General features: G+C 69.4%; 25 protein-coding genes and 1 pseudogene. 20 read left to right on the top strand and 6 right to left on the bottom strand.

Going from position 1 to position 24,415, the window contains the following annotated elements:
• Positions 1 to 25 precede the first annotated feature (25 nt).
• Entirely contained in the window at positions 26 to 457 is a 432-nt protein-coding gene (locus J4O73_RS13935) for a DoxX family protein (RefSeq protein WP_426218180.1), read from the top strand.
• A gap of 38 nt (positions 458 to 495) precedes the next feature.
• A complete protein-coding gene (locus J4O73_RS13930) occupies positions 496 to 1,332 on the top strand; it encodes an alpha/beta fold hydrolase (protein ID WP_426218178.1) in 837 nt (278 codons plus the stop codon).
• 7 nt (positions 1,333 to 1,339) lie between these two features.
• Here J4O73_RS13930 and J4O73_RS13925 read toward each other — a convergent pair whose 3' ends face one another.
• Together J4O73_RS13925 and J4O73_RS13920 are read right to left on the bottom strand one after the other, a co-directional pair.
• A complete protein-coding gene (locus J4O73_RS13925) occupies positions 1,340 to 1,480 on the bottom strand; it encodes a hypothetical protein (RefSeq protein ID WP_426218176.1) in 141 nt (46 codons plus the stop codon).
• 28 nt (positions 1,481 to 1,508) lie between these two features.
• A pseudogene (locus tag J4O73_RS13920) lies at positions 1,509 to 1,808 on the bottom strand (matrixin family metalloprotease); the annotation flags it as partial.
• Positions 1,809 to 2,018: 210 nt separating this feature from the next.
• On the opposite strand from J4O73_RS13920, the gene motA reads away from it, so the two are divergent.
• The 3 genes from motA to J4O73_RS13905 all read left to right on the top strand — a co-directional run bounded on the left by motA (position 2,019) and on the right by J4O73_RS13905 (position 4,810).
• Positions 2,019 to 2,876, top strand: coding sequence for a flagellar motor stator protein MotA (motA, locus tag J4O73_RS13915; protein ID WP_426218174.1), 858 nt, complete (start codon positions 2,019 to 2,021; stop codon positions 2,874 to 2,876).
• A gap of 128 nt (positions 2,877 to 3,004) precedes the next feature.
• Positions 3,005 to 3,865 carry a flagellar motor protein MotB gene (locus J4O73_RS13910; protein ID WP_426218172.1) on the top strand — a complete coding sequence of 287 codons (861 nt, stop codon included), beginning with the start codon at positions 3,005 to 3,007 and terminating at the stop codon, positions 3,863 to 3,865.
• Between the two features lie 87 nt (positions 3,866 to 3,952).
• Positions 3,953 to 4,810, top strand: a complete 858-nt coding sequence (locus J4O73_RS13905) for an FAS1-like dehydratase domain-containing protein (RefSeq protein WP_426218171.1) — start codon at positions 3,953 to 3,955, stop codon at positions 4,808 to 4,810.
• An 84-nt stretch (positions 4,811 to 4,894) separates the two neighbouring features.
• Here J4O73_RS13905 and J4O73_RS13900 read toward each other — a convergent pair whose 3' ends face one another.
• Positions 4,895 to 6,187, bottom strand: coding sequence for an MFS transporter (locus J4O73_RS13900; protein ID WP_426218169.1), 1,293 nt, complete (start codon positions 6,185 to 6,187; stop codon positions 4,895 to 4,897).
• Between the two features lie 179 nt (positions 6,188 to 6,366).
• Entirely contained in the window at positions 6,367 to 7,437 is a 1,071-nt protein-coding gene (locus J4O73_RS13895; protein ID WP_426218167.1) for an ABC transporter substrate-binding protein, read from the bottom strand.
• Between the two features lie 113 nt (positions 7,438 to 7,550).
• On the opposite strand from J4O73_RS13895, the gene J4O73_RS13890 reads away from it, so the two are divergent.
• The gene (locus J4O73_RS13890; RefSeq protein ID WP_426218165.1) at positions 7,551 to 8,216 is read left to right on the top strand and encodes a response regulator; all 666 of its coding nucleotides are present in this window, start codon (positions 7,551 to 7,553) and stop codon (positions 8,214 to 8,216) included.
• Positions 8,213 to 9,616: a sensor histidine kinase gene (locus J4O73_RS13885; protein WP_426218163.1), complete on the top strand. Its 1,404-nt coding sequence runs from the start codon at positions 8,213 to 8,215 to the stop codon at positions 9,614 to 9,616. The genes J4O73_RS13890 and J4O73_RS13885 overlap by 4 nt, the downstream gene beginning before the upstream one ends.
• 3 nt (positions 9,617 to 9,619) lie before the next feature.
• Here the strand turns inward: J4O73_RS13885 and J4O73_RS13880 are convergent, their stop codons facing one another.
• On the bottom strand, positions 9,620 to 12,283 hold the full coding sequence (locus J4O73_RS13880; RefSeq protein ID WP_426218161.1) for an MGH1-like glycoside hydrolase domain-containing protein: 2,664 nt from the start codon (positions 12,281 to 12,283) through the stop codon (positions 9,620 to 9,622).
• Between the two features lie 19 nt (positions 12,284 to 12,302).
• Positions 12,303 to 13,772 (bottom strand): acetamidase/formamidase family protein, encoded by a 1,470-nt coding sequence (locus J4O73_RS13875; RefSeq protein WP_426218159.1) that lies wholly within the window; start codon positions 13,770 to 13,772, stop codon positions 12,303 to 12,305.
• A gap of 112 nt (positions 13,773 to 13,884) precedes the next feature.
• Here J4O73_RS13875 and rutR point away from each other — a divergent pair, with 112 nt between their 5' ends.
• From rutR to hpxZ, 13 genes are all read left to right on the top strand, one after another.
• Entirely contained in the window at positions 13,885 to 14,532 is a 648-nt protein-coding gene (rutR, locus tag J4O73_RS13870; RefSeq protein ID WP_426218158.1) for an HTH-type transcriptional regulator RutR, read from the top strand.
• 280 nt (positions 14,533 to 14,812) lie between these two features.
• Positions 14,813 to 15,913, top strand: a complete 1,101-nt coding sequence (gene rutA / locus J4O73_RS13865; protein WP_426218382.1) for a pyrimidine utilization protein A — start codon at positions 14,813 to 14,815, stop codon at positions 15,911 to 15,913.
• Positions 15,913 to 16,626, top strand: a complete 714-nt coding sequence (gene rutB / locus J4O73_RS13860; protein WP_426218156.1) for a pyrimidine utilization protein B — start codon at positions 15,913 to 15,915, stop codon at positions 16,624 to 16,626. The genes rutA and rutB overlap by 1 nt, the downstream gene beginning before the upstream one ends.
• 149 nt (positions 16,627 to 16,775) lie before the next feature.
• Positions 16,776 to 17,168: a pyrimidine utilization protein C gene (gene rutC, locus J4O73_RS13855; RefSeq protein ID WP_426218154.1), complete on the top strand. Its 393-nt coding sequence runs from the start codon at positions 16,776 to 16,778 to the stop codon at positions 17,166 to 17,168.
• A gap of 4 nt (positions 17,169 to 17,172) precedes the next feature.
• Positions 17,173 to 17,955, top strand: a complete 783-nt coding sequence (rutD, locus tag J4O73_RS13850; protein WP_426218152.1) for a pyrimidine utilization protein D — start codon at positions 17,173 to 17,175, stop codon at positions 17,953 to 17,955.
• A gap of 37 nt (positions 17,956 to 17,992) precedes the next feature.
• Entirely contained in the window at positions 17,993 to 18,532 is a 540-nt protein-coding gene (locus J4O73_RS13845; RefSeq protein ID WP_426218151.1) for a flavin reductase, read from the top strand.
• 11 nt (positions 18,533 to 18,543) lie between these two features.
• A complete protein-coding gene (locus J4O73_RS13840) occupies positions 18,544 to 19,458 on the top strand; it encodes an ABC transporter ATP-binding protein (protein WP_426218149.1) in 915 nt (304 codons plus the stop codon).
• The gene (locus J4O73_RS13835; protein WP_426218147.1) at positions 19,448 to 20,335 is read left to right on the top strand and encodes an ABC transporter permease; all 888 of its coding nucleotides are present in this window, start codon (positions 19,448 to 19,450) and stop codon (positions 20,333 to 20,335) included. The genes J4O73_RS13840 and J4O73_RS13835 overlap by 11 nt, the downstream gene beginning before the upstream one ends.
• A complete protein-coding gene (locus J4O73_RS13830) occupies positions 20,332 to 21,306 on the top strand; it encodes an ABC transporter permease (RefSeq protein ID WP_426218145.1) in 975 nt (324 codons plus the stop codon). Before J4O73_RS13835 ends, J4O73_RS13830 begins: the two co-directional genes overlap by 4 nt.
• Positions 21,307 to 21,355: 49 nt before the next feature.
• Positions 21,356 to 22,354 (top strand): ABC transporter substrate-binding protein, encoded by a 999-nt coding sequence (locus tag J4O73_RS13825; RefSeq protein ID WP_426218381.1) that lies wholly within the window; start codon positions 21,356 to 21,358, stop codon positions 22,352 to 22,354.
• Positions 22,355 to 22,405: 51 nt separating this feature from the next.
• A complete protein-coding gene (locus J4O73_RS13820) occupies positions 22,406 to 22,603 on the top strand; it encodes a DUF4089 domain-containing protein (protein WP_426218143.1) in 198 nt (65 codons plus the stop codon).
• Between the two features lie 3 nt (positions 22,604 to 22,606).
• On the top strand, positions 22,607 to 24,010 hold the full coding sequence (locus J4O73_RS13815) for an AtzE family amidohydrolase (protein ID WP_426218142.1): 1,404 nt from the start codon (positions 22,607 to 22,609) through the stop codon (positions 24,008 to 24,010).
• On the top strand, positions 24,010 to 24,390 hold the full coding sequence (hpxZ, locus tag J4O73_RS13810; protein WP_426218140.1) for an oxalurate catabolism protein HpxZ: 381 nt from the start codon (positions 24,010 to 24,012) through the stop codon (positions 24,388 to 24,390). The genes J4O73_RS13815 and hpxZ overlap by 1 nt, the downstream gene beginning before the upstream one ends.
• Positions 24,391 to 24,415: the final 25 nt, after the last annotated feature.

The following is a 24,415-nucleotide window of genomic DNA, read 5'->3' as shown; positions in this document are numbered from 1 at the left end:
ACCCCCGACGACAAGGCTCACGACCATGGCCGCCCCCTTCGCCCCCGCCCCCTCCTCCACCCACCCGGCTGCCGCGGGGCTTCTGCCCGCCGCCGGACGGGTCATGATGAGCGCGATCTTCCTTCTGAGCGGGGTCGGCAAGCTCGCCGCCCCGGCCGCGACGCTCGCCATGATCAAGGCAGCGGGTTTGCCCCTGCCGGAGGTGTCCTACGCCGCCGCCGCGTTCGTCGAGGTCGCTGGCGGACTCCTGCTCGTCGTGGGCTACCGGACGCGCCTCGTCGCCCTGGTCCTCGCGGCCTTCTCCCTCGCCACGGCGGTGACCTTCCACACCGCCTTCGCGGACCAGAACCAGATGATCCACTTCCTGAAGAACGTCGCCATGGCCGGCGGCTTGCTTCAGGTCGCCGCCTTCGGCGCCGGATCGCTCAGCCTCGATGCCCGCCGGGGCCGGATCTGATCCCGCCTCGCCCTTCTTCTCTCGTGCAGGAGCCGACCATGCCCTTCACCACCACGCAGGACGGGACCGAGATCTTCTTCAAGGATTGGGGCCCGAAGGACGCGCAGCCCATCGTGTTCCACCACGGCTGGCCGCTCTCGTCGGACGATTGGGACGCGCAGATGCTGTTCTTCGTCCGGCACGGCTACCGGGTGGTCGCCCATGACCGGCGCGGCCACGGCCGCTCGGCCCAGGTCTCGGCGGGTCACGACATGGACCATTACGCCGCCGACGCGGCGGCGGTGGCGCGGCATCTCGATCTGCGCAACGCCGTCCATATCGGTCATTCGACCGGCGGCGGCGAGGTGGCGCGCTACGTCGCCCGGCACGGCGAGCCCGAGGGGCGCGTCGCCAAGGCGGTCCTCGTGAGCGCCATCACGCCGCTGATGCTGAAGACCGAGGCCAACCCGGAAGGTTTGCCGATCGAGGTGTTCGACGGCTTCCGCGCGGCGCTCGCGAGCAACCGCGCCCAGTTCTTCCTCGATGTCCCGACCGGCCCGTTCTACGGATTCAACCGCGACGGCGCGACGCCCCAGCCGGGCGTGATCCAGAACTGGTGGCGCCAGGGCATGATGGGCAGCGCGCTCGCCCATTACGAGGGGATCAAGGCCTTCTCCGAAACCGACCAGACCGGCGACCTGAAGGCCATCGGCGTGCCGGTCTTGGTGCTGCATGGTGAGGACGACCAGATCGTCCCCATCGCGGATGCGGCGCTCAAGGCGATCACCCATCTGAGCCACGGCACGCTGAAGACCTATCCCGGCTACAGCCACGGCATGCTCACCGTGAACGCCGACGTGCTGAACGCCGACCTCCTCGCCTTCGTGCGGAGCTGACGCCCCCTCAGGCGAGGTAGCGTCCCTCCTTCGCGCCGGACTGGAGGTCGTGCAGGAGCGGATCGATATGCGCCGCCACATCCGGGTTGGCGGCGAGACGGTCTTGCGCATCGGCCAGCCCGGTCGACACGGCTGCCTCGGTGCTCACGGTCGTCGGTGCCGGCGCCGTACAGGAACTGAATGCCGTGGATGTCCGACGAGGTCAGGTCCTTGGTGCTGGCCGTCAGGACCGCGTTCATGATCGCGGGCGATGCCTGATGATGGTCGAGGCCAAGACCGTGGCCGCTCTCGTGCAAGGCGACCGGGAACAGGTTCACGCCCTGATCCGACACGCCCTGACTGCCGGAGACAAGCCAGTTCTCGCCGCTGTCGAAGGTGACGGATCCGCTCTGCGGCGAGCAATCGCAGACGACAGCGCTCCTTAAGACTTCGTTAGTATCTGCTCGAAGAGCCCCGTTGGGTCGGGCGCAAAAAATTCAACAATTCCTCATCATGAAGGGTCATGCGTCCCGGCTGGCGAACGGTTTAGCCGGCACGTCATGCGTCCGCGCAGAGATCTTAATTCTGCATATCACCGGCGTGACTCCGCCTTCTTTGAAACAGGTAATTAGATATTTGGTGAAACGATGCTTCCCAATGGTGGCGTCGCATGGGCCGTACCTGCCGCCACGCAAGGATAGCAGATTATGCGGCTGGTCGTCGGCACACTCGTAGTCTTCGCCTGCGTCTTCGGCAGCTACTCGCAGATGGGTGGCCACCTGGAAGTCCTTTGGCAGCCTTATGAATTCGTGATCATCCTCGGCGCGGCGATCGGGGCCTTCATCATCGGCAACGTCGGACCGGTGCTCAAGGCCACGCCCGGCATGCTGCTCACACTGGTGAAGGGCCCCAAATACACGCAGCAAAGCTATGTCGAATTGCTCGGCATGCAGTTTTCGCTGTTCAAGCTCGTGAAGCAGAAGGGGCTGATGGCCCTTGAGCCTCACATCGAGAACCCGAGCGAATCGACGCTGTTCAACGCTTTCCCGACCTTTGCCGCGAACCATCACGCAGTTGAATTCGTGTGCGATTACATGCGGATGGTGACGCTGGGCGTCAACAACGTCTACGAGATCGAAGTCCTCATGGACGAGGAACTGGAGACGCACCATCAGGAGCAGGAGCGCCTCGTGTCGGCCATGCAGGCGCTGGCCGACGGAACGCCGGCGCTCGGCATCGTCGCCGCCGTGCTCGGCGTGATCAAGACGATGGGCGCGATCAAGGAGCCGCCGGAGGTGCTGGGGCATCTGATCGGCGGCGCGCTCGTCGGCACCTTCTTCGGCGTCTTCATCGCCTACGGCTTCTTCGGGCCCATGGCACAGTCGCTCAAGAGCCTCTTCGCGGCCGAAGCCAAGTACTATCTCTCGCTCAAGGCAGGTCTGCTCGCCCATATCAGCGGCCAGCCGCCGGTGATGTCGATCGAATTCGCCCGCAAGTCGCTGATGAGCGAAGTCCGCCCGACCTTCAACGAAGTCGAAGAAGCCACGGCCGCCCTGCCCGCCTGAGGCGCAGTGGGACGAGGCGAAGAGCGGTTCGTCGCGAGACGACGCGCTGCCCCACATCACGCGAGCCGCCGGCCTGATTCCGTCAGGCCGTCGGCTTTTGATCCGGCTTCATTTTCAGCAGGGATTCGATGGCCACAATCATCGTCAAGAAGGTCAAGAAGGCCCATCACGGCCACCACGGTGGGGCCTGGAAGATCGCCTACGCGGACTTCGTGACCGCCATGATGGCGTTCTTTCTGCTGATGTGGTTGATCAGCATGACGACGCAGGAGCAGAAGATCGGTCTGGCGGAATACTTCGCGCCCTCGACCTTGAGCTCGTCGCAGAGTGGTGCCGGTGGCATGCTGGCAGGCAAGTCCCTGGACAAGTCGGGCAACAAGCCGTCCACGCCCAGCGACGCGGAGACCGGCTCCGCCGATCGAGGAGACAGCGCACGCGCATCGAGCCAGGGCCGCACCAGCAACTTCGATGTGAGCCGCCCGGATGCCAGCGTGCAGGCGAACTACAGCGCCATGGCCAGCCTCCGGCAGGCGCTCCAGACGCTTCCGGACATCAACGAGCTGTCACACAACATCCTCATCGAGCCGACCAAGGACGGCGTGAACGTGTCCCTCGTGGACGAGAACGGCCGGTCCATGTTCCGCGACGGCTCGGTCCAACCCTACGAGCACACCCGTCGCGTGCTGCAGGCGATCGCGCCCGCCCTGCGCCAGTTGCCCAACCGCCTGACGATCACCGGCCACACGTCCACCACGCGTCCGGGCTCGGCGCCCGCCGCCGAACCCTGGAACCTCACCGCCGGGCGGGCGCTCGCCGTGCGCGAGATCCTGGCAGGTGCCGGGGTTCGCAACGACAATTTCTCGTCGGTGGCGGGACGTGCCGATACCGAGCCGGTTTTCCCCGACGATCCCTACATCGCGTCGAACCGGCGGGTGACGATCACACTGCTCAATTCGAGCCCGCCCGCGCCCCCGAACCTGCTTCGCTGAGAGGAGCAGGCCGAACGCCAGGGTATAGGGCGTTCGGCCGTGGGAGGGATCGGCCGCCCCCGGCCAGGACGCAAAGAAGGGCCGCCGATGACCGCGCTCGATATGGACCACCTGCGCAGCTGGATCGGCCGCACCCGCGAGGTTCGCGACCTCGTCACGCCCCGTCTCGTGAACGAGTTCCGCGCCACCTTCGGCGGTGCCTTGGCCCCCGTGCCGGATACGGGCGCGCCCCTGGCGCTCCACTGGTGCCTCGCGCCGGAAACGCCCGCCGCCGATTCGCTTGGGCCGGACGGTCACGCGGCCAAAGGCGGCTTCCTCCCTCCGGTCCCCCTCCCCCGGCGCATGTGGGCGGGCGGCGAGATCGAGACCCTGGCGCCGCTCCGAATCGGCGACGAGGTCGTGCGGCGCGAGACCGTCTCGGATGTCGTCGCCAAGGAGGGGCGCACGGGCTCCCTCTGCTTCGTCACCGTCCGGCACGAGTACGAGACGCCGCGCGGCCTCGCCATCCGCGAGCGGCAGGACATCGTCTATCGCGAGGCCGCGCAGCCCGACGGGCTGATGGCGCCCCAGCCTTCGCCCCAGCCTTCCCCGATTACCGGCGAGCCCGATCGCGTCCGCGAGGTCGAGGCGACGACGACCCTGCTGTTCCGCTATTCGGCGATGACCTTCAACGGTCACCGCTTCCACTACGACTTCCCTTACGCGACCGAGGTGGAGGGTTATCCGGGTCTGGTCGTCCACGGGCCGATCCAGGCGACCCTGCTGTTCAACCTCGCCGCCGAGACCCTGGGCGCGGTTCCCCGCAGGATCCGCTATCGCGGCGTGTCGCCGATGATCGCCGGGCAGACCTTCCGGGTCGCCGGACAGCGGGACGGAGACGCCTTCGCCGGGGTCACACTCGATGCGCGGGGGGGAGCCTGCATGGTCGCGAATGCCGAGCGCTGATCCTCGTCACGGACCACCACGAAGGGGCCGCGATCGGCGTGATCGCGGCCCCTTTCATCGTCGTGAGATCTGAGCGGCGGCCGGTCAGGCGGGGCTCGCCAGGGCGGCCGGATGGGTCGCCCGGCGGTAGATGAGAAGCGTCGCGACGAGGCCACAGGCGCCGCCGAAGGCCATCCAGAGGCCGGGGGCGGCGCGGTTGCCGGTCGCCTCGATCAGCCATGTGGAGACCAGCGGGGTAAAGCCGCCGAGCAACGCGGTGGCCAGCGAATAGGCGAGCGAGAAGCCCGCCGTACGCACGCTCGCCGGGACCACCTCGGTCAGGGCCACGACCATCGCGCCATTGTAGCTGCCGTAGAGGAAGGACAGCCACAGGAGCGCGATCAGCATGTTGCCGAAGCTCGCATGGCCGACGAGCCAGACCAGCACCGGATAGGCGGTGAGCAGGGTCAGGGTCGAGAAGACGAGCAGGATCGGCTTGCGCCCGACCCGGTCGGACAGGGCGCCCATCACCGGCAGCCAGAACAGGTTGGACAGCGCGGTGCAGAAGGTGACCAGCAGGCTGTCGGTGTCGGACAGCTTGAGCACGGTCTTGCCGAAGGTCGGGGTGTAGACGGTGATCGTGTAGAAGGAGATCGTGGTCATGCCGACGAGCAGCATGCCGAGCAGGACGATCTGCCAGTTGCGGGCGAGCGAGCCGAACACCTCGTTCATCGAGGGGCGATGCTTGCGGGCCAGGAACTCCTCGGTCTCCTCCAGCGAGCGGCGGATGTAGAACAGGAACGGCACGATCGCGCAGCCGATGAAGAACGGGATGCGCCAGCCCCATTCGTTCATGTCGGCGGGGGTGAGGACGTGGTTGAGGACGAAGCCGATCACGGCGGCGAACATCACGGCGACCTGCTGGCTGCCGGACTGCCAGGACACGTAGAAGCCCTTCCGGCCGGGCGTCGCCATCTCGGCGAGGTAGACCGACACGCCGCCGAGCTCGACACCGGCCGAGAAGCCCTGCAGCAGCCGTCCGATCAGGACGAGGAAGGGCGCCATCAGGCCGATCGTGCCGTAGCCGGGGACGAAGGCGATCAGGATCGTGCCGGTGGCCATGATGCCGAGCGTCACGATGAGACCCTTGCGGCGGCCGATGCTGTCGACATAGGCGCCCAGGAAGATGGCGCCGAGCGGGCGCATCAGGAAGCCCGCGCCGAAGGTCATGAAGGTCAGCATCAGCGAGGCGAACTCGTTGCCGACCGGGAAGAACGTCTTGGAAATGTAGGTGGCGTAGAAACCGAACAGGAAGAAGTCGAACATCTCCAGGAAGTTGCCGCTGGTCACACGCAGGACCGTGGCGACTTTGGAGCTCGACGGGTGAGCCTGTGTCATTGCTGCCTCCCTCGGGCGCAGGGGCGGTGGGACCGCATGAGGGAAGCGTCGGTGCGACTCCGGCATGGCCGCCCGTGGCGGGCTGCAGCCGTGAACCGATCCTCCCTTGTCATCGCGCCGACTTCGCGGCGCTTGGGACGTCTGTACGCCGGTTTACCTGTCATGAACCTGTCGCGGATTCAGCGGCCCTCCATCGCCCGGCGCCAGCGCTTGAGCATCCGGGCCCGGCGGATCTGATCGAGATTGGCGAGCAGTTCCGGCCCGACCGAGACCGGCCGCAGGGCCGGGGCGGTGGCGACCGGATCGTCGGCCCGGCGGGCATCGACCCGGGCCGGTGTCAGCGAGCGCGAGGCGAGGTGCGACTGTCCCTCGCGGGAGAGCATGTAATCGAGGAACAACCGCGCGGCGGCAGGATGGCGCGCATCCTTCGCGATGAAGGCGATCCGCGAGACGAGGAGCGTGTAGTCGCTCGGCAGAACCACGCCGATCACCGGATCCTGCTTGGCCCGCTCCAGGGCGTAGGCCCCGAACACGCCGTAGGCGAGAAGGGTCTCGCCGTCCTTGATCCGGTCGAGCATCGTCTCGGTGCGCGTGTAGAGCTTCACCCCCGCCTGTCCCAGGGCGGCGACGAGGTCCCAGGTGCGGGGCGTGAGCTCGGCGTCCTGCGCGAGGACGAGCGACCCGACGCCGCTCCGCTCGGGATCGTAGGCCGAGACCTTGCCCTTCCACTCGTCCGGATGCTCCGTCAGCATGCGGATCAGGTCGGCGCGGCTCGACGGGACGTTCTCCGGGGGCAGGAGCGTCCTGTTGTAGGCGATGGCGATCGGCTCCGCCGTCACGCCGAAGGCCTCGTTGCGCCAGACGGCCCAGGCGGGGAGCGCGGCCGCCTCGGGCGAGGCGTAGCGGGCGGCGTAGCCATCGTTCACCAGCTTGATCTGGAGATCCATGGCCGAACTCCACACGATGTCGGCCGTGCCCGCCCCCGCGGCGGCTTCCTCCAGGAAGCTGTCGTAGAGAGTGGAGGAGTTCATCTTGGTGTAGGACACCGCCACGCCGGGATGCGCCCTGCGGAAGCCTTCGAGGAGACCGGCGACCTCGACCTCGTCGGTCGTGGCGCGCACGACCACCTCGGTCTCGCCCTTGCCCGCCTCGGAGCCCGGTTGCGGCTCGACCTGCGCTGGGGCCGGGCGAAGCCCGAGCAGCAGGGACAGGCCCGCGACGAGGAGGCCGAAAGCAGGGCGCGACCGCAACAAAGTCCCTCCTTTGTCCCCACGACGGGTCCGCGCCCGTGATGGGAGGCGTCGGAGGGAAATGCTAGACCCGATCCGCCGCTCCGGCCAAACCGAACCCTAGCGGGAGGAGCATGCGCGTTCTGGTCGTCGAGGACGATCCCGCCCTGGCCCGTGGCTTGTGCACCGCCCTCCGGCAGGGCGGGTACGCCGTCGATCACGAGGTGGACGGGGCGGATGCGGTGCAACTCGCCCTGAGCGAGCCCTACAGCCTCGTCGTGCTGGATCTCGGCCTGCCGGGGCTGCCGGGTTTCGACGTGTTGAAGGCCGTGCGGGCGGCCGGATCGACCGTGCCGGTGATGGTGCTGACGGCGCGGGATTCCGTGACCGACCGGGTCCGCGGCCTCGACCTCGGGGCGGACGATTACCTGCCCAAGCCCTTCGACCTCGCCGAGTTCGAGGCACGCGTGCGCGCCCTCGTCCGGCGTGGGCAGGCCGTGCCGAACCCGATCTTGCGCTGCGGCAACCTGGAACTCGACCGGACCTCGGGCACCGTCACCCTCGGCGGTGAGCCTGTCGCCCTCAGGCGGCGGGAACTCGCCGTCCTGACCATCCTGATGACCCGGGCGGGCAAGCCCGTGCCGAAGGAGCGGCTGAGCGCGGAGATCTTCGGCTTCGATGAGGCGGTGGCGCCGAACGCCCTCGAACTCTACGTCGCCCGCCTGCGCAAGAAGCTGCAGCCGGACGGCCCCGAGATCCGCACGATCCGCGGCCTCGGCTACCTGCTGATGCCGGTGTGAGCACGGCGCGCATCCCCTCGCTCCGGCGCCGCCTGCTCGTGCGCATGCTGCTGCCGGTGCTGGCACTGGCGCTGCTCCTCGGCTTCGCGGGGGCGCTGGTCATCGGCAACGTCGTGGAGACGACCCATGACCGCCTGCTCGACGGCTCGGTCCTGGCCATCGCCGAGCGCCTGACGGTGGAGGATGGCGAGGTCTCGGTCGACCTGCCCCGCGTCGCCCTCGGTATGCTGGAGAGCCAAGCACAGGACAGGATCTATTACAGCGTCACCTATCTCGGGGCGCTGGTGACCGGTTACCGCGATCTGCCGTTGGCCGATGTCGACCGCCTCACGCCCGGCGTCACGGCCCATCGCGACGGGATCGTCCGGGGGGCGAGCGTGCGCATCGCCGCCCAGGCGCGGCGGATCTACGGTAAGCCGAGCCCGGTTCTCGTCCAGGTGGCCGAGACCCGCGAGGCCCGCCAGACCCTGGAACGGCGCCTGCTCGCGGGGCTCGCCTTCGCCGAACTGGGGCTGCTCGGGCTGATCGGGACGCTGTCGTGGTACAGCATCGACAGCGGCCTGAGGCCGCTCACCCGGCTCAGCGACGAGATTGGCCGCCGGGCCGTGCCGGGCGCGATCAACCTCCAGCCGCTGGACGTCGCCGGGGTGCCGCGCGAGGCGATGGCCCCGGTCCTCGCCCTGAACACCCTGCTGCGCCGCCTGGAACACTCGATCGAGGGGGAGCGTACCTTCACCGCCGACGCCTCGCACCAGCTGCGGACGCCGCTCGCCGTGCTGCGGATGCATGTCGAACTCCTGCGCCGGGCCGCGCCGGGGGATCCGGCCCAAGCCGCGACCCTCGATGAGATCGAGGGCGCCGCCCGGCGGCTGGAGCGCCTGCTCGCGCAGCTCATCGCCCTCGCCCGCGCCGACGAGGGCGCCGGGGGCGGACCGGTCGCGACCACCGACCTGAACGAGGTCGCCGCCCGCGTGGTGACCGAGCAGGTCGCTCCAGCCCTGGCGCGGGGAACCGAGATCGTGCTCGACCGTCCCGACGGCGTGGTGCCGGTGCTGGGAGACCCGTTCATCGCCGGGGAGATCCTGTCGAACCTCGTGGACAACGCGATCCGCTACAACCGTCCCGGCGGGACGACGACGGTTCGCGTCGCGCGGACGGAATCCGGCGCCTGCCTCGAAGTCGAGGACGAGGGGCCCGGCATCCCCGCCGCTGAACGCGAGAAGGTCTTCGAGCGCTTCTACCGCGTCGTGTCCCGGGGCGGGCCGGAAGGCAGCGGTCTCGGCCTCGCCATCGTGCGGGCGCTGGCCGACCGGATCGGCGGCGCCGTCACGCTCAGGGCCCGCGCGGAGGGGCCGGGACTGGTGGCGCGGGTCGATTTCCGCGTCCCGCCCTCGGTGTAGCCTTCAGCGCTGCGCCTGCCGGTGCAGCAGGTTGAGGATCAGCGCCGTCCATCCGGTCTGATGCGAGGCACCGAGACCCCGGCCGGTATCCCCGTCGAAGAACTCATGGAACAGCAGGGCCTTCTCCCCGTCGCCGGGGCGGGTCTTGTCCCTGTCGCCGAGATAGGGCCGGTGGCCGTCGGGACCCTGTGTGAACAGGGCGATCAGCCTGTCCTCCAGGGCGGTGGCGATGGCCGAGAGCGACAATTCCCGGCCCGATCCGGTGGGGAATTCCATCGTGAACGCGTCGCCGTAGAAGGTATGGAAGCGGTGCAGCGCCTCGATGATCAGGAAGTTCATCGGCATCCAGACCGGGCCGCGCCAATTCGAGTTGCCGCCGAACATCGTCGAGGTCGAATCCGCCGGATCGTAGCGCACGGTGAACGACGCCCCGAAGGCATCCAGGGCATAGGGCGCGTCGCGATGAGCCTTGGAGAGCGAGCGGATGCCGTAGGGCGAGAGGAACTCCGCCTCGTCGAGCATCCGCCGGAGCAGCGACTTCATCCGGTGCCCGCGCAGGAGCGACAGGAGTTTGCGGTCCTTCATGCCGCCCTCGTTCCAGCGCGAGACCAGGGCGGCGAGGTGCGGGCGGTTGTCGAGCACCCAGTTGAGGCGTCGGGCGAAGTCCGGCAGCCGCTGCAACGTCAACGGGTCGATCACCTCGACCGCGAACAGGGGCACGAGGCCCACCATCGAGCGGACGCGTAAGGGGATCATCGTCCCGCCGGGCATGTCGACGGCGTCGTAATAGAACTCGTCCTGCTCGTCCCACAGGCCGACGCCCTCGCCGCCCATGTCGGTCATCGCCTCGGCGATGCCGAGGAAATGCTCGAAGAACTTCGAGGCCGTGCTCTCGTAGACGTCGTTGTGCAGGGCCAGTTCGAGCGCGATGCGCATCATGGTGAGCGCGTACATCGCCATCCAGGCGGTCCCGTCGGCCTGATGCACGGCGCCGAAGCCGGGCGGCGGACGGGAGCGGTCGAACACGCCGACATTGTCGAGGCCGAGGAAGCCCCCCTGGAAGACGTTCCGGCCCTGGGCGTCCTTGCGGTTGACCCACCATGTGAAGTTGATGAGCAGCTTGTGGAAGACACCTTCGAGGAAGGCGATGTCGCCCCGCCCGCCCCGGCGCTCGCGGTCGATCTGGAAGACGCGGTAGGCCGCCCAGGCATGGACCGGCGGGTTGGTGTCGCCGAACTCCCATTCGTAGGCGGGGAGCTGCCCGTTCGGGTGCATGTACCATTCGCGCGTCAGGAGCAGGAGCTGCCCCTTCGCGAAATCGGGATCGAGCAGGGCGAGCGGAAGGCACTGGAAGGCGAGATCCCAGGCGGCGAACCAGGGATATTCCCACTTGTCCGGCATGGAGAGGATGTCGGCGCTGGCGAAGTGCTTCCACGTGGCGTTGCGCCCGTCCCGCCGCTCATGGGGCGGCGGGGGCTGGAGCGGGTCACCGCAGAGCCAAGTCCGCACGTCGTAGCAATAGAGCTGCTTCGTCCAGATCAGCCCGGCGGCGGCCTGCCGGACGATGCGGCGACGGTCCGGGCAGTCGATGCCCTCGCTCAACGTGTCGTAGAAGGCATCCGCCTCGGCCGCGCGACGGCGCAGGATCCCCTCGGCGGAATCGACCCCGCGCCGACGGGACCCCGCCGAGAGGCGCAGGCGGATGCTGGCCTTCCCGCCGGGTTCGAGGTGGAAGCGGTAGTGCAGGCCGAGCTTCGTCCCGCGCGTCCCGCTGACGGCGGACAGGTCGCCCCGGACGATCGCGGCGTCGAGCCCGTCCTTGAACGGCCCCGCCGCCTCGGGCTGGCCGCCATGCAGGCGCAGGTTCGTGTCGTTCTCGCAGAATAGGAGCGAGGGCTCGCCCCCGTAGGACAGGCGATACCGGCCGAGCCGCGGATGGTGGCCATCGACGCCGCCCTCGGAAGCTTCGAGCCAGGGCCGCCAGGGGACGCGCCCCTCGCGCCAGCTCCAGATGTTGCGGAACCAGAGTTGCGGCACGAGGTGCAACTCGGCGGCCTCGGCCCCGCGATTGATCGCCGTGACGACCATGAACAGGTCGTCGGCATCCGCCTTCCCGTACTCGACCGTGACGGCGAAGTAGCGGTCCTCGTCGAAGGCGCCCGTCTCGCCGATCTCGTATTCCGGCTCGTCGCGCCCGCGACGGGCGTTGCCCGCGATCAGCTCCTCGTAGGGAAAGGGCCCGTGCGGGTAATGGTAGAGGAACTTGAGGTAGGCGTGGCTCGGGACCGCATCGAGGTGGTGATAGACCTCCTTCACGTCCTCGCCGTGATTGCCCTCCTCGTTGGTCAGCCCGAACAGGCGTTCCTTCAGGATCCGGTCGCGCCCGTTCCACAGGCTCAGCGACAGGCACATCAGCCCGTGGTCGTCGCAGATCCCCGCGATCCCGTCCTCGCCCCAGCGATAGGCGCGTGAGCGCGCGTCCTCGAAGGTCAGGGAGCGCCACGCATTGCCGTCGCGGCTGTAATCCTCGCGCACCGTGCCCCATTGCCGGTCGCTGAGATACGGCCCCCACAGGGACCATGCCGCGTCGCCGCTCGCCTGCTCGGTGATGCGCCGCCGCTCCGCCCAGCGATCGGCGTCGATCCGGTGCGGATCGGAGCCCGTCATGCTGCCGACCGGCCCGGCTCTACGCGGGCCTTTCGGCGAAGATCGCCTTCTTCACGATGGCGTGGACCCCCCAATTGCCGTCGACCACCTGGGTGATGCCGAAATCGACCGCGATCGACATGAGGGAGATCGCCTCGTCCTCGGTGAGGCCCTGGGCGTGCATGAGGAACTGGCGCATCTTGCGGAAGGCATCCCGCATGGCGAGATCGATCGAGGATTTCTCGAAGATCGCCGATTGGGCGTCCGGCCCGAGGTCGCGCAGGTAGTTCGGGTAGCTGAACCCGGACAGCACCCAGTCCTCAGCCGTCTCGATCATCGGGAAATCGAGGGATTCGAGGGAGGTCCCCGCGAGGTCGGCCTTCTTGTGCAGGATGAACTGGAACGTGCCGGTGAGCGAGCACTCGATGGCCGTTCCGCAGAGTTCGGAATCGCCCTGGCTCGCATGGGGATCGCCGACCGAGAACAGCGCCCCCGGCACCGCCACCGGATAGTACATCGTGGCGCCCTTCCCGATGCGCCAATTGTCGATGTTGCCGCCCGTGTAGCTCGGCGGGATGGAGTTCACCATCTCGGCCTCGGCGGGCGCGAGGCCCATCGTGCCGAAATGCGGCCGGATCGGGAGGCGGATACCCTTCAGCACCTCGAAGTTGCGCTTCGTCTTCGCGTGATCGACCGGCAAGCCGGGATAGTCGATCGTCGGGTGCTCGACCCCGTTCGGGTCGGTCACGCCGGGCCAGCGGAAGCTGTAGGCGGCCCGTGCCCAGTCGCGGCGGCCGGTGGCGTCGATCTCGTAGATCGTCACGACCTCGCGGGGCCGGTCCCCGGTCAGCAGATCCTTGTAATGGTAGCCCCACCACGCCGCCGCGTTGCTGCCGAAGGCGAGCCCCTTGAATTGCGGGTTCGCGCTGGGGCGCGGGGCCACGTCGAGGATGCGCACCTCCAGCACGTCGCCGGGCTCCGCGCCGCGGATCGCCACCGGCCCCGTGCAGATATGGACCCCGAGGCCGCCGCCCGGCCCGAGCTTGGCATCGTCCGGCCCGGCGCCCCGGCGCGCGACGCCCTTTGTCTCCTTGGTCCAAAGGAAGACGCTCTCGGCCCCCGGATCGCCCTTGACCATCCGTTCGGCATCGTCGTTGGCGTGGTGCGTCAGGGTTTCGATCGTGACGAAATCGCCCGAATCGATCTCCACCTGCGGCTTCAGGCTCTTGCTGAAATAGCCCCAGTGCACGGTGTCGGCATTGGCGGGCAGGTGGTAATGCGCCGTGTGTCCGGCCCCCTTCGCAGCCCTCGTCCCAGCCATCTTGGCCGCGCTCGTCTGGGCGAGGGCGGGGCTGACGAGGGAGGTGCCGCCCGCCAGCATCGCGGCGGCGCCGCCGGTGGCGGCGAAGGTGCTCTTCAGGAAGGCCCGGCGCTCCGGCTCCATGTCGCGCCGGTAGCGCAGACGATGCTCGGCGAAGGCCGCGCAGGTCGGATCGTCACCCAGGCACATGGCATTTCCCTACCGGCGTCACTCTTGCCGGGGCGCTATGCAAGCCGGCGGCCACGCTTCGGCGCGACCGCGCTTCGCGCTATGGCTATGAAGGCGGGATGCGAGACGGAGGATGGGTGTGGCGGGAGGCGGCGGGACCGCGCCGGTGCGGCGGCGGCGGCGGGATGGGGAGGCGCGCCGCGAGACCGTGCTCGACGCGGCCCTCGACATCTTCTCCACCGTCGGCCTGCACGGGGCCAGCATCGACCAGATCGCCGACCGTGCCGGGCTCTCGAAGGCGAACCTGCTCTACTACTTCCCCTCGAAGGAAGACCTCTACGTCGCGGTGCTCCGGCGGGTGCTCGACGTCTGGCTCGATCCGCTTCACTCGCTCCACGCCGACAGCGAGCCCGCCGACGCCCTGCGCCACTACATCCGCCGGAAGGTGACCCTGTCCCGCGACGCCCCGCAGGCCTCGCGCCTGTTCTGCCTGGAGATCGTCCAGGGCGCGCGTCTCCTGCGCGAGGAGCTGGAAGGCCCCCTGCGGAGCCTCGTGGAGGAGAAGGCCGCGATCCTCCGTGCCTGGATCGCGGCGGGCCGGATCGCCCCCCACGATCCGCACCACCTGATCTTCTCGATCTGGGCGATCACGCAGCACTATGCCGACTTCGCGACGCAGGTGGAGGCGATCACCGGGCGCAGCCTCGCCGATCCGGCCTTCTTCGAGGAGACCGTCGCGAACACGCAAGGTCTGATCCTCGGTCGCGTCGGCCTCGCCTGATTCGAGCCGGAAGAGCGGTTTTGCGCCCATATCCTGCGCAGATCCCGCTCGGCGTGCAGTCATTCGGCGGGAAGTTTGTGCAAACGGTCAAAATCGGCCGTTCGAAGTTTGACCGTTTGGTCCAATCGTCTCACTCTCAGTCTCACGAGCGGTCCTGAGCTTGCTTCGGCAAGTCGTCGCAAAGAGGATCTTTCCTCTATCGGCGTATTCGGAATGCCGGAGGCATCATCGACAGGTTTCTTCGCCTGTCGTGTGAGGGGAGAGTGCGATGGCCAACCCCATGAATGTCGGCGTGTTCATCCCGATCGGTAATAACGGCTGGCTCCTGTCGGAGAATGCGCCGCAATACAAGCCGAGCTTCGACCTCAACAAGGAGATCACCCTCAAGGCCGAGGGCTATGGGCTCGATTTCGCCCTGTCGATGATCAAGCTGCGCGGCTTCGGCGGCAAGACCGAGTTCTGGGACCACAATCTCGAATCGTTCACCCTGATGGCGGGCCTCGCGGCGGTGACGAGCCGGATCAAGCTCTACGCCACCGCACCGACCCTGTGCCTGCCCCCGGCCATCACGGCACGGATGGCCTCGACCATTGATTCCATCTCGCATGGGCGGTTCGGGCTGAACCTCGTCACCGGCTGGCAACGGCCGGAATACTCGCAGATGGGGCTCTGGCCCGGCGACGAGTACTTCGCCCGCCGATACGATTACCTTTCGGAATACGCGCAGATCCTGCGCGACCTGTGGGGTACGGGCCGCAGCGACCTGAAGGGCGACTTCTTCCAGATGGACGATTGCCGCCTGAGTCCGCAACCGCAGGCGGACATGAAGATCATCTGCGCCGGGCAGAGCGCGGCGGGGATGGACTTCACCGCGACCTACGCGGACTACAATTTCTGCTTCGGAAAAGGCGTGAACACGCCGACCGCCTTCGCCCCCACCGTGGCGCGGCTGGAAGAGGCCAAGGCCAAGACCGGCCGGGACGTGTCCTCCTACGTCCTGTTCATGGTCATCGCCGACGAGACCGACGCGGCGGCGCACGCCAAGTGGGAGCATTACAAGGCCGGGGCCGATCAGGAGGCCATCGCCTGGCTCGGCCTCCAGGGGGCGGCCGACACCAAATCCGGCAGCGACACCAATGTCCGCCAGATGGCCGACCCGACCTCGGCGGTGAACATCAACATGGGCACGCTGGTCGGCTCCTTCGCGACGGTCGCGACCCTGCTGGATCAGGTCATGACCGTGCCGGGCACGGGCGGCGTGCTCCTCGTTTTCGATGACTTCCTCAAGGGGCTCGATGATTTCGGCACCCGCATCCAGCCGCTGATGGAGACGCGGCGCCACGTCACCCCCGAGGCCGCGCCGCTGGCGGAGGTCGCCTGATGGGCGCACCCGCAGGCTACCGCGATCCGGCGGGCCGCCACGGGGCGGTGACGCTCCCGGCCCGGCCGGAGCCCATCGCCCTCGACCCCGCGACGACCGCGCTGATCGTGGTCGACATGCAGAACGCCTACGCCTCAAAGAACGGCTATCTCGACCGGGCGGGCTTCGACGTCTCGGCGACCGGGCCGGTCATCGAACGGATCGCCAGGGCGGTCGCGGCGGCGCGCGCCGCCGGGATCACCGTGGTCTGGTTCCAGAACGGTTGGGACCCGGCCTATGTCGAGGCCGGGGGGCCGGGCTCGCCGAACTGGCACAAGTCGAACGCGCTCAAGCACATGCGCACCCGGCCGGACATGAACGAGCCCCTGCTCGCCCGGGGCACCTGGGATTACGCCCTGGTCGATGAGCTGAAGCCCGCGCCCGGCGAGATCGTGCTCGGCAAGCCGCGCTACAGCGGCTTCTTCAATACGCCGCTGGACAGCATGCTGCGCGCCCGCAGCATCCGCACCCTGGCCTTCACCGGCATCGCCACGAATGTCTGCGTGGAATCGACCCTGCGGGACGGGTTCTTCCTCGAATATTTCGGGATCGTCCTCGCCGACGCGACCCATCAAGCCGGGCCGCCCGCGCAGCAGGACGCCGCCCTCTACAACATCGAGACCTTCTTCGGCTGGGTCTCCGACGTCGCCGCCTTCGAGGCCGCGCTGACGTAACCATCTCGTCTTTGCGAGTCCAGCGAAGTAATCCAGGGATCCGCCATATTCAACAGAAGTGATGCCGCCCTGGATTGCTTCGCTCCGCTCGCAAAGACGGCGAGAGGTTTGAACGAACTTCCAAAACTTCTTGAAAGGCCAGCAAGACCATGCCGAAGACCGTGATCATTCCCCCCGGCACGGGCAAGCCGCTCGCGCCCTACGTGCCCGGCACCCTCGCGGACGGGATCCTCTACGTCTCGGGCACCCTCCCCTTCGACAAGGACAACAACGTCGTCCATGTCGGCGATGCGGGCGCGCAGGCCCGGCACGTGCTGGAGACGATCAAGGGCGTCGTCGAGGCCGCGGGCGGCACGATGGACGACGTCACCTTCAACCACATCTTCGTGCGGGACTGGGCCGATTACGGGGCGATCAACGCCGTGTACGCGGAGTATTTCCCCGGCGACAAGCCCGCCCGCTACTGCATCCAGTGCGGCCTCGTGAAGCCCGATGCGCTGGTCGAGATCGCCACCGTCGCGCATGTCGGCAAGGCCGGGTGAGGCCATGGCGGCCCCCGTCCACCACGCGGTCGCGGGGCTCGCCACGGGGCGCCCCGTCCTGCTCTCGCCGGGCCTCGGCGGCTCGGCCGGGTATTTCGCGCCCCAGATGGAGGCGCTCGGCGCCGCCTTCCGCGTCGTCACCTACGACCACCGGGGCACCGGCCGCTCGCCGGGCCCCCTGGAGCCCGGCCACGACATCCCCGCCATGGCCCGCGATGCGCTGGGCGTGCTCGACGCCCTCGGCATCGCGCAGGCCGACATGGTCGGCCATGCGCTCGGCGGCCTGATCGCCCTGCAACTCGCCCTCGACCATCCCGGGCGGGTCGGGCGCATCGTCGTCATCAACGGCTGGGAGACGATGGACCCGGCCACACGCCGCTGCTTCGCCGCCCGTAAGGCGCTGCTGACCCGCGCCGGGGTCGAGCCCTTCCTGGCCGCACAGGCCATCTTCCTCTACCCGGCGGCCTGGATCAGCGCGAACGGTGATCGCCTCGCGGCGGACGAGGCCCATGCACTGGCCCATTTCCCCGGACAGGAGACGGTGCTCGCGCGGATCGCCGCCCTGGAGTCCTGCGATTTCGGCGGGCGCCTCGGCGCCGTCGCCCACGAGATCCTGGTGATGGCCGCGCGGGACGACGTGCTCGTGCCCTACACCGCCTCGGAGCGCCTCGCCGCCGCCCTGCCGAGGGCCCGGCTCGATCTCGCGCCGGAGGGCGGCCATGCCCACAGCGTCACCCGCGCGGAGCCCGTGAACCGCGCGCTCCTCGATTTCCTCGACCGGCCCTGAGGAGGCTTCCGGCATGGGATTGCGAGACCCTCTCCCGATGATCGACGGTGCCGCCTATCGCGAGGCGATGGCGCGACTCGCGGGCGCCGTGCATCTCGTCACCACGGACGGCCCCGGCGGACGGGCCGGCTTCACCGCCACGGCGGTGTGCAGCGTGAGCGACGCTCCGCCGACGCTACTGGTCTGCATCAACCGCGGCGCCTCGGCCTTTCCCGCCTTCGACCGTAACGGGCGGCTCTGCGTGAACCTGCTGGCCGCCGACCAGCGCGCCCTCGCGGATGTGTTCGGGCGCCGCCCGATGGACGAGCGGTTCCGCGTCGGGGCCTGGGACGAGGGGCTCGGGGGCGGCCCGCTTCTGGCGGGAGCGCTGGCGGCGTTCGAATGCCGGATCGTGCGGCGCGTCCCGGCGGGTACCCACGATGTGCTGTTCTGCGAAGTCGATGCCCTGGCGGGAGGGGGCGGCGACGCCCTGGTCTACGGCTTCCGCCGCTACCATGCCCTGGCGGCCGAGGCGGCCCCGGCCGAGCCTCCCCGCCTCGATCGCGCCCTCCGGGCACCGTCCCACGCTCTCCTCTGACGGCACGGAAAATGCTCGCAACCTTGGCAGGCCGCCGCCGCGCGGCCGAGGACGAACCCGGTGCCGCGCCCGCCATGCCCGCGTCTCAAGTCGCGTCCCTCCGGTCCGTGCCGTCCCCGGCCCCCACGCCGTCTCCCTCCATCGCGGAGCCCGCCGTCGCGGCGCGTGGCCTGTCCCTCACCTACGAGACAGCCGACGGTCCGGTCTTCGCCCTCTCGGGGGTGGACCTCACCGTCGCGCGGGGGGAGTTCGTCTCGTTCATCGGTCCCTCGGGCTGCGGCAAGACCACCTTCCTGCGCTGCGTCGCCGATCTGGAGCAGCCGACCGGCGGGACGCTGACCGTCAACGGCCTCGGCGCCGAGGCGGCGCGGCGGCGCCGGGATTACGGCTTCGTGTTCCAGGCGCCCGCCCTCTATCCCTGGCGGACGGTCGAGCGGAACGTCGCCCTGCCCCTGGAGATCTTCGGCATCCCCCGCGCCGAGCGCCGGGAGCGGGTGGCCCGCTACCTCGACCTCGTCCACCTGACAGGCTTCGGGCGCAAGTTTCCCTGGCAGCTCTCCGGCGGGATGCAGCAGCGCGCCTCCATCGCTCGCGCCCTGTGCTTCGAGCCGAAGCTCCTGCTGATGGACGAGCCCTTCGGCGCCCTCGACGAGATCGTGCGCGACCATCTCAACGCGCAATTGCTCGACCTCTGGCGGGAGACCGGCAAGACGGTCCTGTTCGTCACCCATTCCATCGCGGAGGCGGTCTACCTGTCGGGGCGCGTGGTGGTGATGTCGCCCCGGCCCGGCCGCATCGTCGACGTCGTCGATTGCACCGGCCTCGGGCGGGAGCGCCCCTTGGAGATCCGCGAGACGCCGGAATTCCTGGCGCTCGCCCACCGCGTCCGGGAGGGCCTGCGGGCTGGCAACGCCTATGAAGGCTGAGCCTTTGCAGCACAGCGGCAACGCCCTGCCGGTGGCGGGGGTGGTGCTCGCGATCCTCGCCCTGTGGTATCTCGGCGCGCTCCTCGGCAACTGGAACGGAGCGGCCGACGCCCTGATCCGGGCGGGTGAAACGCCGGATTTCGCCACGGTCGCCGCCGCGACCATGGCGCAGGAGAGGCCGGTCGTCCCGGCGCCGCATCAGGTCATGCAGGAACTCGCCCGCAGCCTGTTCGGCCTGCCGGTCACCTCGAAGCGCAGCCTCGCCTACCATGCCTGGGTCACCCTCTCCGCGACCCTCGTCGGGTTCGGGATCGGCGCCGCGCTCGGTCTCGTCCTGGCCATCGCCATCGTCCACCTGCGCAGCGTCGAGCGCAGCCTCATGCCGTGGATCGTCGCCTCGCAGACGGTACCGATCCTGGCGGTCGCGCCGATCGTGATCGTCGCTCTCGGGGCGGCCGGGCTGACCGGTTTGCTGCCCAAGGCGGTGATCGCCGCCTATCTCTGCTTCTTCCCGGTCACGGTCGGGCTCGTGAAGGGGCTCACCTCCCCCGACCGGATGCTCTGCGACCTGATGCGGACCTATTCCGCCGGGCGCGCGCAGACCCTGTGGCGGCTGCGCCTGCCCGCCGCCCTGCCCTATCTGTTCGCGGCCCTGAAGATCGCGGTGGCGGCGAGCCTCGTCGGGACCATCGTCGGCGAATTGCCGACCGGCGCGCAGGCCGGAATCGGCGCGCGCCTGCTCGCGGGTTCCTATTACGGGCAGACGATCCAGATCTGGGCGGCGCTTTTCGCCGCCGCCGGGCTTTCGGCTCTCCTCGTCTCGGCGGTGTCCCTGGCGGAAGCGGGCACGGCCAGACTGACGGGGGCGCGGCGATGACGGGACCCCGTCGCCATCCGGGCCGCGCCCTCGCCCTGACCGGGGCGTCCTGCGCCCTCGGGCTCGCCCTCTGCGTCCTCGCCCACCGCCCGGACATCGCCGGACAGGCGGGACCGGGTGTCTGGGGCGCGACGCTCGGTCTGTGGCTGCTGGCGAGCCTCGCCGCCTCCGACCTTGCCGCCCTGAGCCCGTCCCGCCCCGTGGGACGCCGGGTCGTGGCGCTCGGGCCGCCGCTGCTGTTCGGGTTCCTCGTGGTCGCGCTCTGGGAGATCGTGACCGTGGGGGCGGGCGTGCCCACGGTGCTGATGCCGCCGCCCTCAAGCGTCGCGGCGCGCTTCGCGAGCGCGTGGCCGGTGCTGGCGGCGGATTTCGTGCAGACCTTCGTGAAGGCGGCCCTGCCCGGCTACGCCCTCGGCAACCTCGCCGGCCTCGGTCTCGCGATCCTCGCCGACCGGGTGCCGGTGCTGCGGCGGGGCGTGATGCCGGTGGCGAACTTCGCCTCGGCCCTGCCGATCGTCGGCGTCGCGCCGATCATGGTGATGTGGTTCGGCTTCGATTGGCCGTCCAAGGCCGCCGTGGTCGCGCTGATGACCTTCTTCCCGATGCTGGTGCAGGCGAGCGCGGGCTTGGCCGCGACGGGCCGCCTCGAACGCGACCTGATGCGCAGCTACGCGGCGGGGTACGGGCAGACCCTTCTGCTGTTGCGCCTGCCCACCGCCCTGCCCTTCCTGTTCACGGCGCTCAAGGTCAACGCGACGCTGGCGCTGATCGGGGCGATCGTGGCCGAGTTCTTCGGCACGCCCATCGTCGGCATGGGCTTCCGCATCTCCATCGAGGCGGCGCGGCTCGCACTGGACATGGTCTGGGCCGAGATCGCCCTCGCCGGGCTCGCGGGCTCCGGCTTCTACGGACTTGTCGCGCTCATCGAGCGGGCGACGACGCACCGGCCGCCTCCGGCGCGGACGGCCTGAACACCCATCACGATCGGCAGGGGGATCCGGAATGGCGAGCGAGCGGACGATGGCGGGACGGGGTGCGTGGGCGGGCCTGCTCGGGGCCCTCGCCCTCTGCCTGGGACAGGGCGGTGCGTGGGCGGCGGAGCCCGTGACGCTGCAGCTCAAATGGGTGCCCCAGGCCCAGTTCGCGGGTTATTACGTCGCCCAGGCCAAGGGCTTCTACAAGGAGGCCGGGCTCGACGTGACGATCAAGCCCGGCGGGCCGGACGTGGCGCCGCCGCAGGTCATCGCGGGCGGCGGGGCGGATGTGGTGGTCGATTGGATGCCCTCGGCGCTCGCCGCGCGGGAGAAGGGCGTACCGCTCGTCAACATCGCCCAGCCGTTCAAGCGCTCGGGGCTGATGCTCACCTGCCGGGCCGAGACCGGCATCAAGACCCCCGCCGACCTCAAGGGCCGGACCCTCGGCGTCTGGTTCTCGGGCAACGAGTATCCGTTCCTCGCCTGGATGGCGAAGCTCGGCCTCAAGACCGATGGCTCACCCTCCGGCGTGAAGGTGCTGAAGCAGGGCTTCAACGTCGATCCGCTGATCCAACGCCAAGCTGATTGCGTCTCGACCATGAGCTACAACGAGTATTGGCAGGTGATCGACGCCGGGTTCAAGCCGGAGCAACTGGTGGTGTTCCGCTACGAGGACCAGGGCGTCGCCACCCTTGAGGACGGGCTCTACGCCCTCGAGGGCAAGCTCAAGGACAAGGCCTTCGTCGCCCGGCTGGCCACCTTCGTGAAGGCCTCCATGAAGGGTTGGGCCTATGCCGCCGCGCATCCCGACGAAGCCGCCGGTATCGTCCTCGACAACGATGCCAGCGGGGCGCAGACCGAAAAGCACCAGACGCGGATGATGACCGAGATCGCCAAGCTCCTCGACAAGGGGGATGGGCGCCTCGACCCGGCCGATTACGAGCGCACCGTCGGCATCCTCCTCGCGAACGGGACCGATCACGCGGTGATCACCAAGACGCCCGAGGGGGCCTGGACGCAGGCCGTGTCGGATGCCGGGCGCTGACGGAACGATCCTTGCCTGACGGGCGCGAGCGTAGCCGTCGAAGGTCCCAGCATGTCGTCCGATCCCGTCGCCACCCCAGACCTCGAAGCCGTCATGGAGGCGAGTGCGGGCCTCCTCGGCCTGACCCTCGCACCCGAATGGCGTGAGCCGGTCCTGGCGAATCTGCGGGTGCTCCGGGCGGCCTCGGCCCTGGTCGAGGGCTTCCCCCTCCCCGACGAGGCCGAGGCCGCCCCGGTCTTCGAGGCCTGACCCGTGGGAGAGATCAAGGACTGGTCCGTCGCCACCGCCGCCGACATCGCGGCGGGGGTCGGCTCGAAAGCCGTGAGCGCGCGCACGGTCGTGTCCGCCGCCCTGGCCCGAATCGCGCGGATCGACCCGGCGGTGAACAGCTTCACCGACGTGCTGGCCGAGCGCGCCCTGGCGCGGGCCGAGGCCCTCGACGCGGGTCTCGCCCGCGGGGAGGCACCGGGCCCGCTCTGCGGTGTGCCCTTCGCGGCGAAGAACCTGTTCGACGTGGCGGGGTTTCCGACGCGGGCCGGTTCGCGGATCAACCGCGACCGCCCCCCGGCGGACCGGGACGCCGCGCTGATCCGGCGGATGGAGGCGGCGGGCGGCGTGCTGGTCGGCGCCCTCAACATGGGCGAATATGCCTACGATTTCACTGGCGAGAACATCCACGACGGCGACACCCACAATCCGCACGATCTCACGCGGATGTCGGGCGGGTCCTCCGGCGGATCCGGAGGTGCGGTGGCGGCGGGTCTCGTGCCCCTGGCGCTCGCCTCCGACACCAACGGGTCGATCCGGGTGCCCTCTACCTTCTGCGGCTGCTTCGGGCTGAAACCCACCTATGGCCGGACGAGCCGGGCGGGCAGCTTCCCCTTCGTCGGGAGCCTCGACCATCTCGGGCCGATGGGCCGCAGCGTGACCGATCTGGCCCTCGCCTACGATGCGATGCACGGGCCCGATCCCGACGATCCCGCCTGCGCGAAGCGCCCGCCCGCCCCGGCCTTTTCCAGCCTCGAAGAGGGTATCGGCGGCCTGCGCATCGCCGTGGCGGGCGGCTACTTCGCCAGCGCTGGCGAGCCGGACGCCTTCGCGGTGGTGGAACGGGCCGCCGACGCCCTCGGCGCCACCGGCCGCATCGAGATCCCGGAAGCCGCCCGCGCCCGGGCGGCGGCGTACCTGATCTCCGCCGCCGAGGGCGCCACCCTGCATCTCGACCGCCTGCGCCACCGCGCCACCGAATTCGACCCGGCGGTCCGCGACCGGCTGATCGCCGGGGCGATGCTGCCTGCGCCCTTCATCGAGCGGGCGCAGCGCTTCCGGCGCTGGTACCGCGCGGCGGTGCTGGAGCTGTTCCGCGATGTCGATGTGATCCTGGCTCCCGCCACGCCCTGCCGGGCTCCGCGCGGCGGGCAGACGACCTTCGTGCTCGGCGGGGTCAAGTTGCCCGTGCGGCCCAATATCGGCCTCTACACCCAGCCGATCTCCTTCATCGGGCTGCCGGTGGTCGCGGCGCCAGTCTGGCCCGATGACGGCCTGCCGCTCGGCGTGCAGGTGATCGCCGCCCCCTGGCGGGAAGACCTCGCCCTGCGGGTGGCGCGGCATCTCGAACAGGAGGGCGTGGCGCGGGCGCCCGTGGCGAGGCTGTGATGGTGATCGACGATCCCGCCGTGAAGGCCGAGGTCGAGGCGGCCTTCGCCGTCTACGAACAGGCCCTCGTCACCAACGACGTGCCCGTGCTGGAAGCGCTGTTCCACGACGATCCCCGCACGATCCGCTACGGCGCGGGGGAGAACCTCTACGGCATGGACGCGATCCGCGCCTTCCGCCGGGGGCGCTCGCCGCAAGGTCTCGCGCGGGACCTGAAGCAGACGGTGATCACCACCTATGGCCGGGATGTCGCCGTCGCCATGACCCTGTTCACCCGCGCGGGTGCGCCGGGAAAGGTCGGCCGCCAGAGCCAGACCTGGGTGCGCCTGCCCGAAGGCTGGCGGGTGGTCGCCGCCCACGTGAGCATCATCGACGCCTGATGGCCCGATCCGTCGCGAGGACCCG

Source organism: Methylobacterium sp. NFXW15 (assembly GCF_049887755.1).
Classification (GTDB): domain Bacteria; phylum Pseudomonadota; class Alphaproteobacteria; order Rhizobiales; family Beijerinckiaceae; genus Methylobacterium.
Note: the sequence above shows the minus strand (reverse complement) of the source record. Positions and strands in the feature narration are given on the sequence as shown.

Excerpts from the sequence above, each read along its gene's own strand:
- J4O73_RS13935 (WP_426218180.1), top strand. The coding sequence starts at position 26 with ATGGCCGCCCCCTTCGCCCCCGCCCCCTCCTCCACCCACCCGGCTGCC.
- J4O73_RS13930 (WP_426218178.1), top strand. The coding sequence starts at position 496 with ATGCCCTTCACCACCACGCAGGACGGGACCGAGATCTTCTTCAAGGAT.
- motA (WP_426218174.1), top strand. The coding sequence starts at position 2,019 with ATGCGGCTGGTCGTCGGCACACTCGTAGTCTTCGCCTGCGTCTTCGGC.
- J4O73_RS13910 (WP_426218172.1), top strand. The coding sequence starts at position 3,005 with ATGGCCACAATCATCGTCAAGAAGGTCAAGAAGGCCCATCACGGCCAC.
- J4O73_RS13905 (WP_426218171.1), top strand. The coding sequence starts at position 3,953 with ATGACCGCGCTCGATATGGACCACCTGCGCAGCTGGATCGGCCGCACC.
- J4O73_RS13900 (WP_426218169.1), bottom strand. The coding sequence starts at position 6,187 with ATGACACAGGCTCACCCGTCGAGCTCCAAAGTCGCCACGGTCCTGCGT.
- J4O73_RS13890 (WP_426218165.1), top strand. The coding sequence starts at position 7,551 with ATGCGCGTTCTGGTCGTCGAGGACGATCCCGCCCTGGCCCGTGGCTTG.
- J4O73_RS13880 (WP_426218161.1), bottom strand. The coding sequence starts at position 12,283 with ATGACGGGCTCCGATCCGCACCGGATCGACGCCGATCGCTGGGCGGAG.
- J4O73_RS13875 (WP_426218159.1), bottom strand. The coding sequence starts at position 13,772 with ATGTGCCTGGGTGACGATCCGACCTGCGCGGCCTTCGCCGAGCATCGT.
- rutR (WP_426218158.1), top strand. The coding sequence starts at position 13,885 with ATGGGTGTGGCGGGAGGCGGCGGGACCGCGCCGGTGCGGCGGCGGCGG.
- rutA (WP_426218382.1), top strand. The coding sequence starts at position 14,813 with ATGAATGTCGGCGTGTTCATCCCGATCGGTAATAACGGCTGGCTCCTG.
- rutB (WP_426218156.1), top strand. The coding sequence starts at position 15,913 with ATGGGCGCACCCGCAGGCTACCGCGATCCGGCGGGCCGCCACGGGGCG.
- rutC (WP_426218154.1), top strand. The coding sequence starts at position 16,776 with ATGCCGAAGACCGTGATCATTCCCCCCGGCACGGGCAAGCCGCTCGCG.
- rutD (WP_426218152.1), top strand. The coding sequence starts at position 17,173 with ATGGCGGCCCCCGTCCACCACGCGGTCGCGGGGCTCGCCACGGGGCGC.
- J4O73_RS13845 (WP_426218151.1), top strand. The coding sequence starts at position 17,993 with ATGATCGACGGTGCCGCCTATCGCGAGGCGATGGCGCGACTCGCGGGC.
- J4O73_RS13840 (WP_426218149.1), top strand. The coding sequence starts at position 18,544 with ATGCTCGCAACCTTGGCAGGCCGCCGCCGCGCGGCCGAGGACGAACCC.
- J4O73_RS13835 (WP_426218147.1), top strand. The coding sequence starts at position 19,448 with ATGAAGGCTGAGCCTTTGCAGCACAGCGGCAACGCCCTGCCGGTGGCG.
- J4O73_RS13830 (WP_426218145.1), top strand. The coding sequence starts at position 20,332 with ATGACGGGACCCCGTCGCCATCCGGGCCGCGCCCTCGCCCTGACCGGG.
- J4O73_RS13825 (WP_426218381.1), top strand. The coding sequence starts at position 21,356 with ATGGCGGGACGGGGTGCGTGGGCGGGCCTGCTCGGGGCCCTCGCCCTC.
- J4O73_RS13820 (WP_426218143.1), top strand. The coding sequence starts at position 22,406 with ATGTCGTCCGATCCCGTCGCCACCCCAGACCTCGAAGCCGTCATGGAG.
- hpxZ (WP_426218140.1), top strand. The coding sequence starts at position 24,010 with ATGGTGATCGACGATCCCGCCGTGAAGGCCGAGGTCGAGGCGGCCTTC.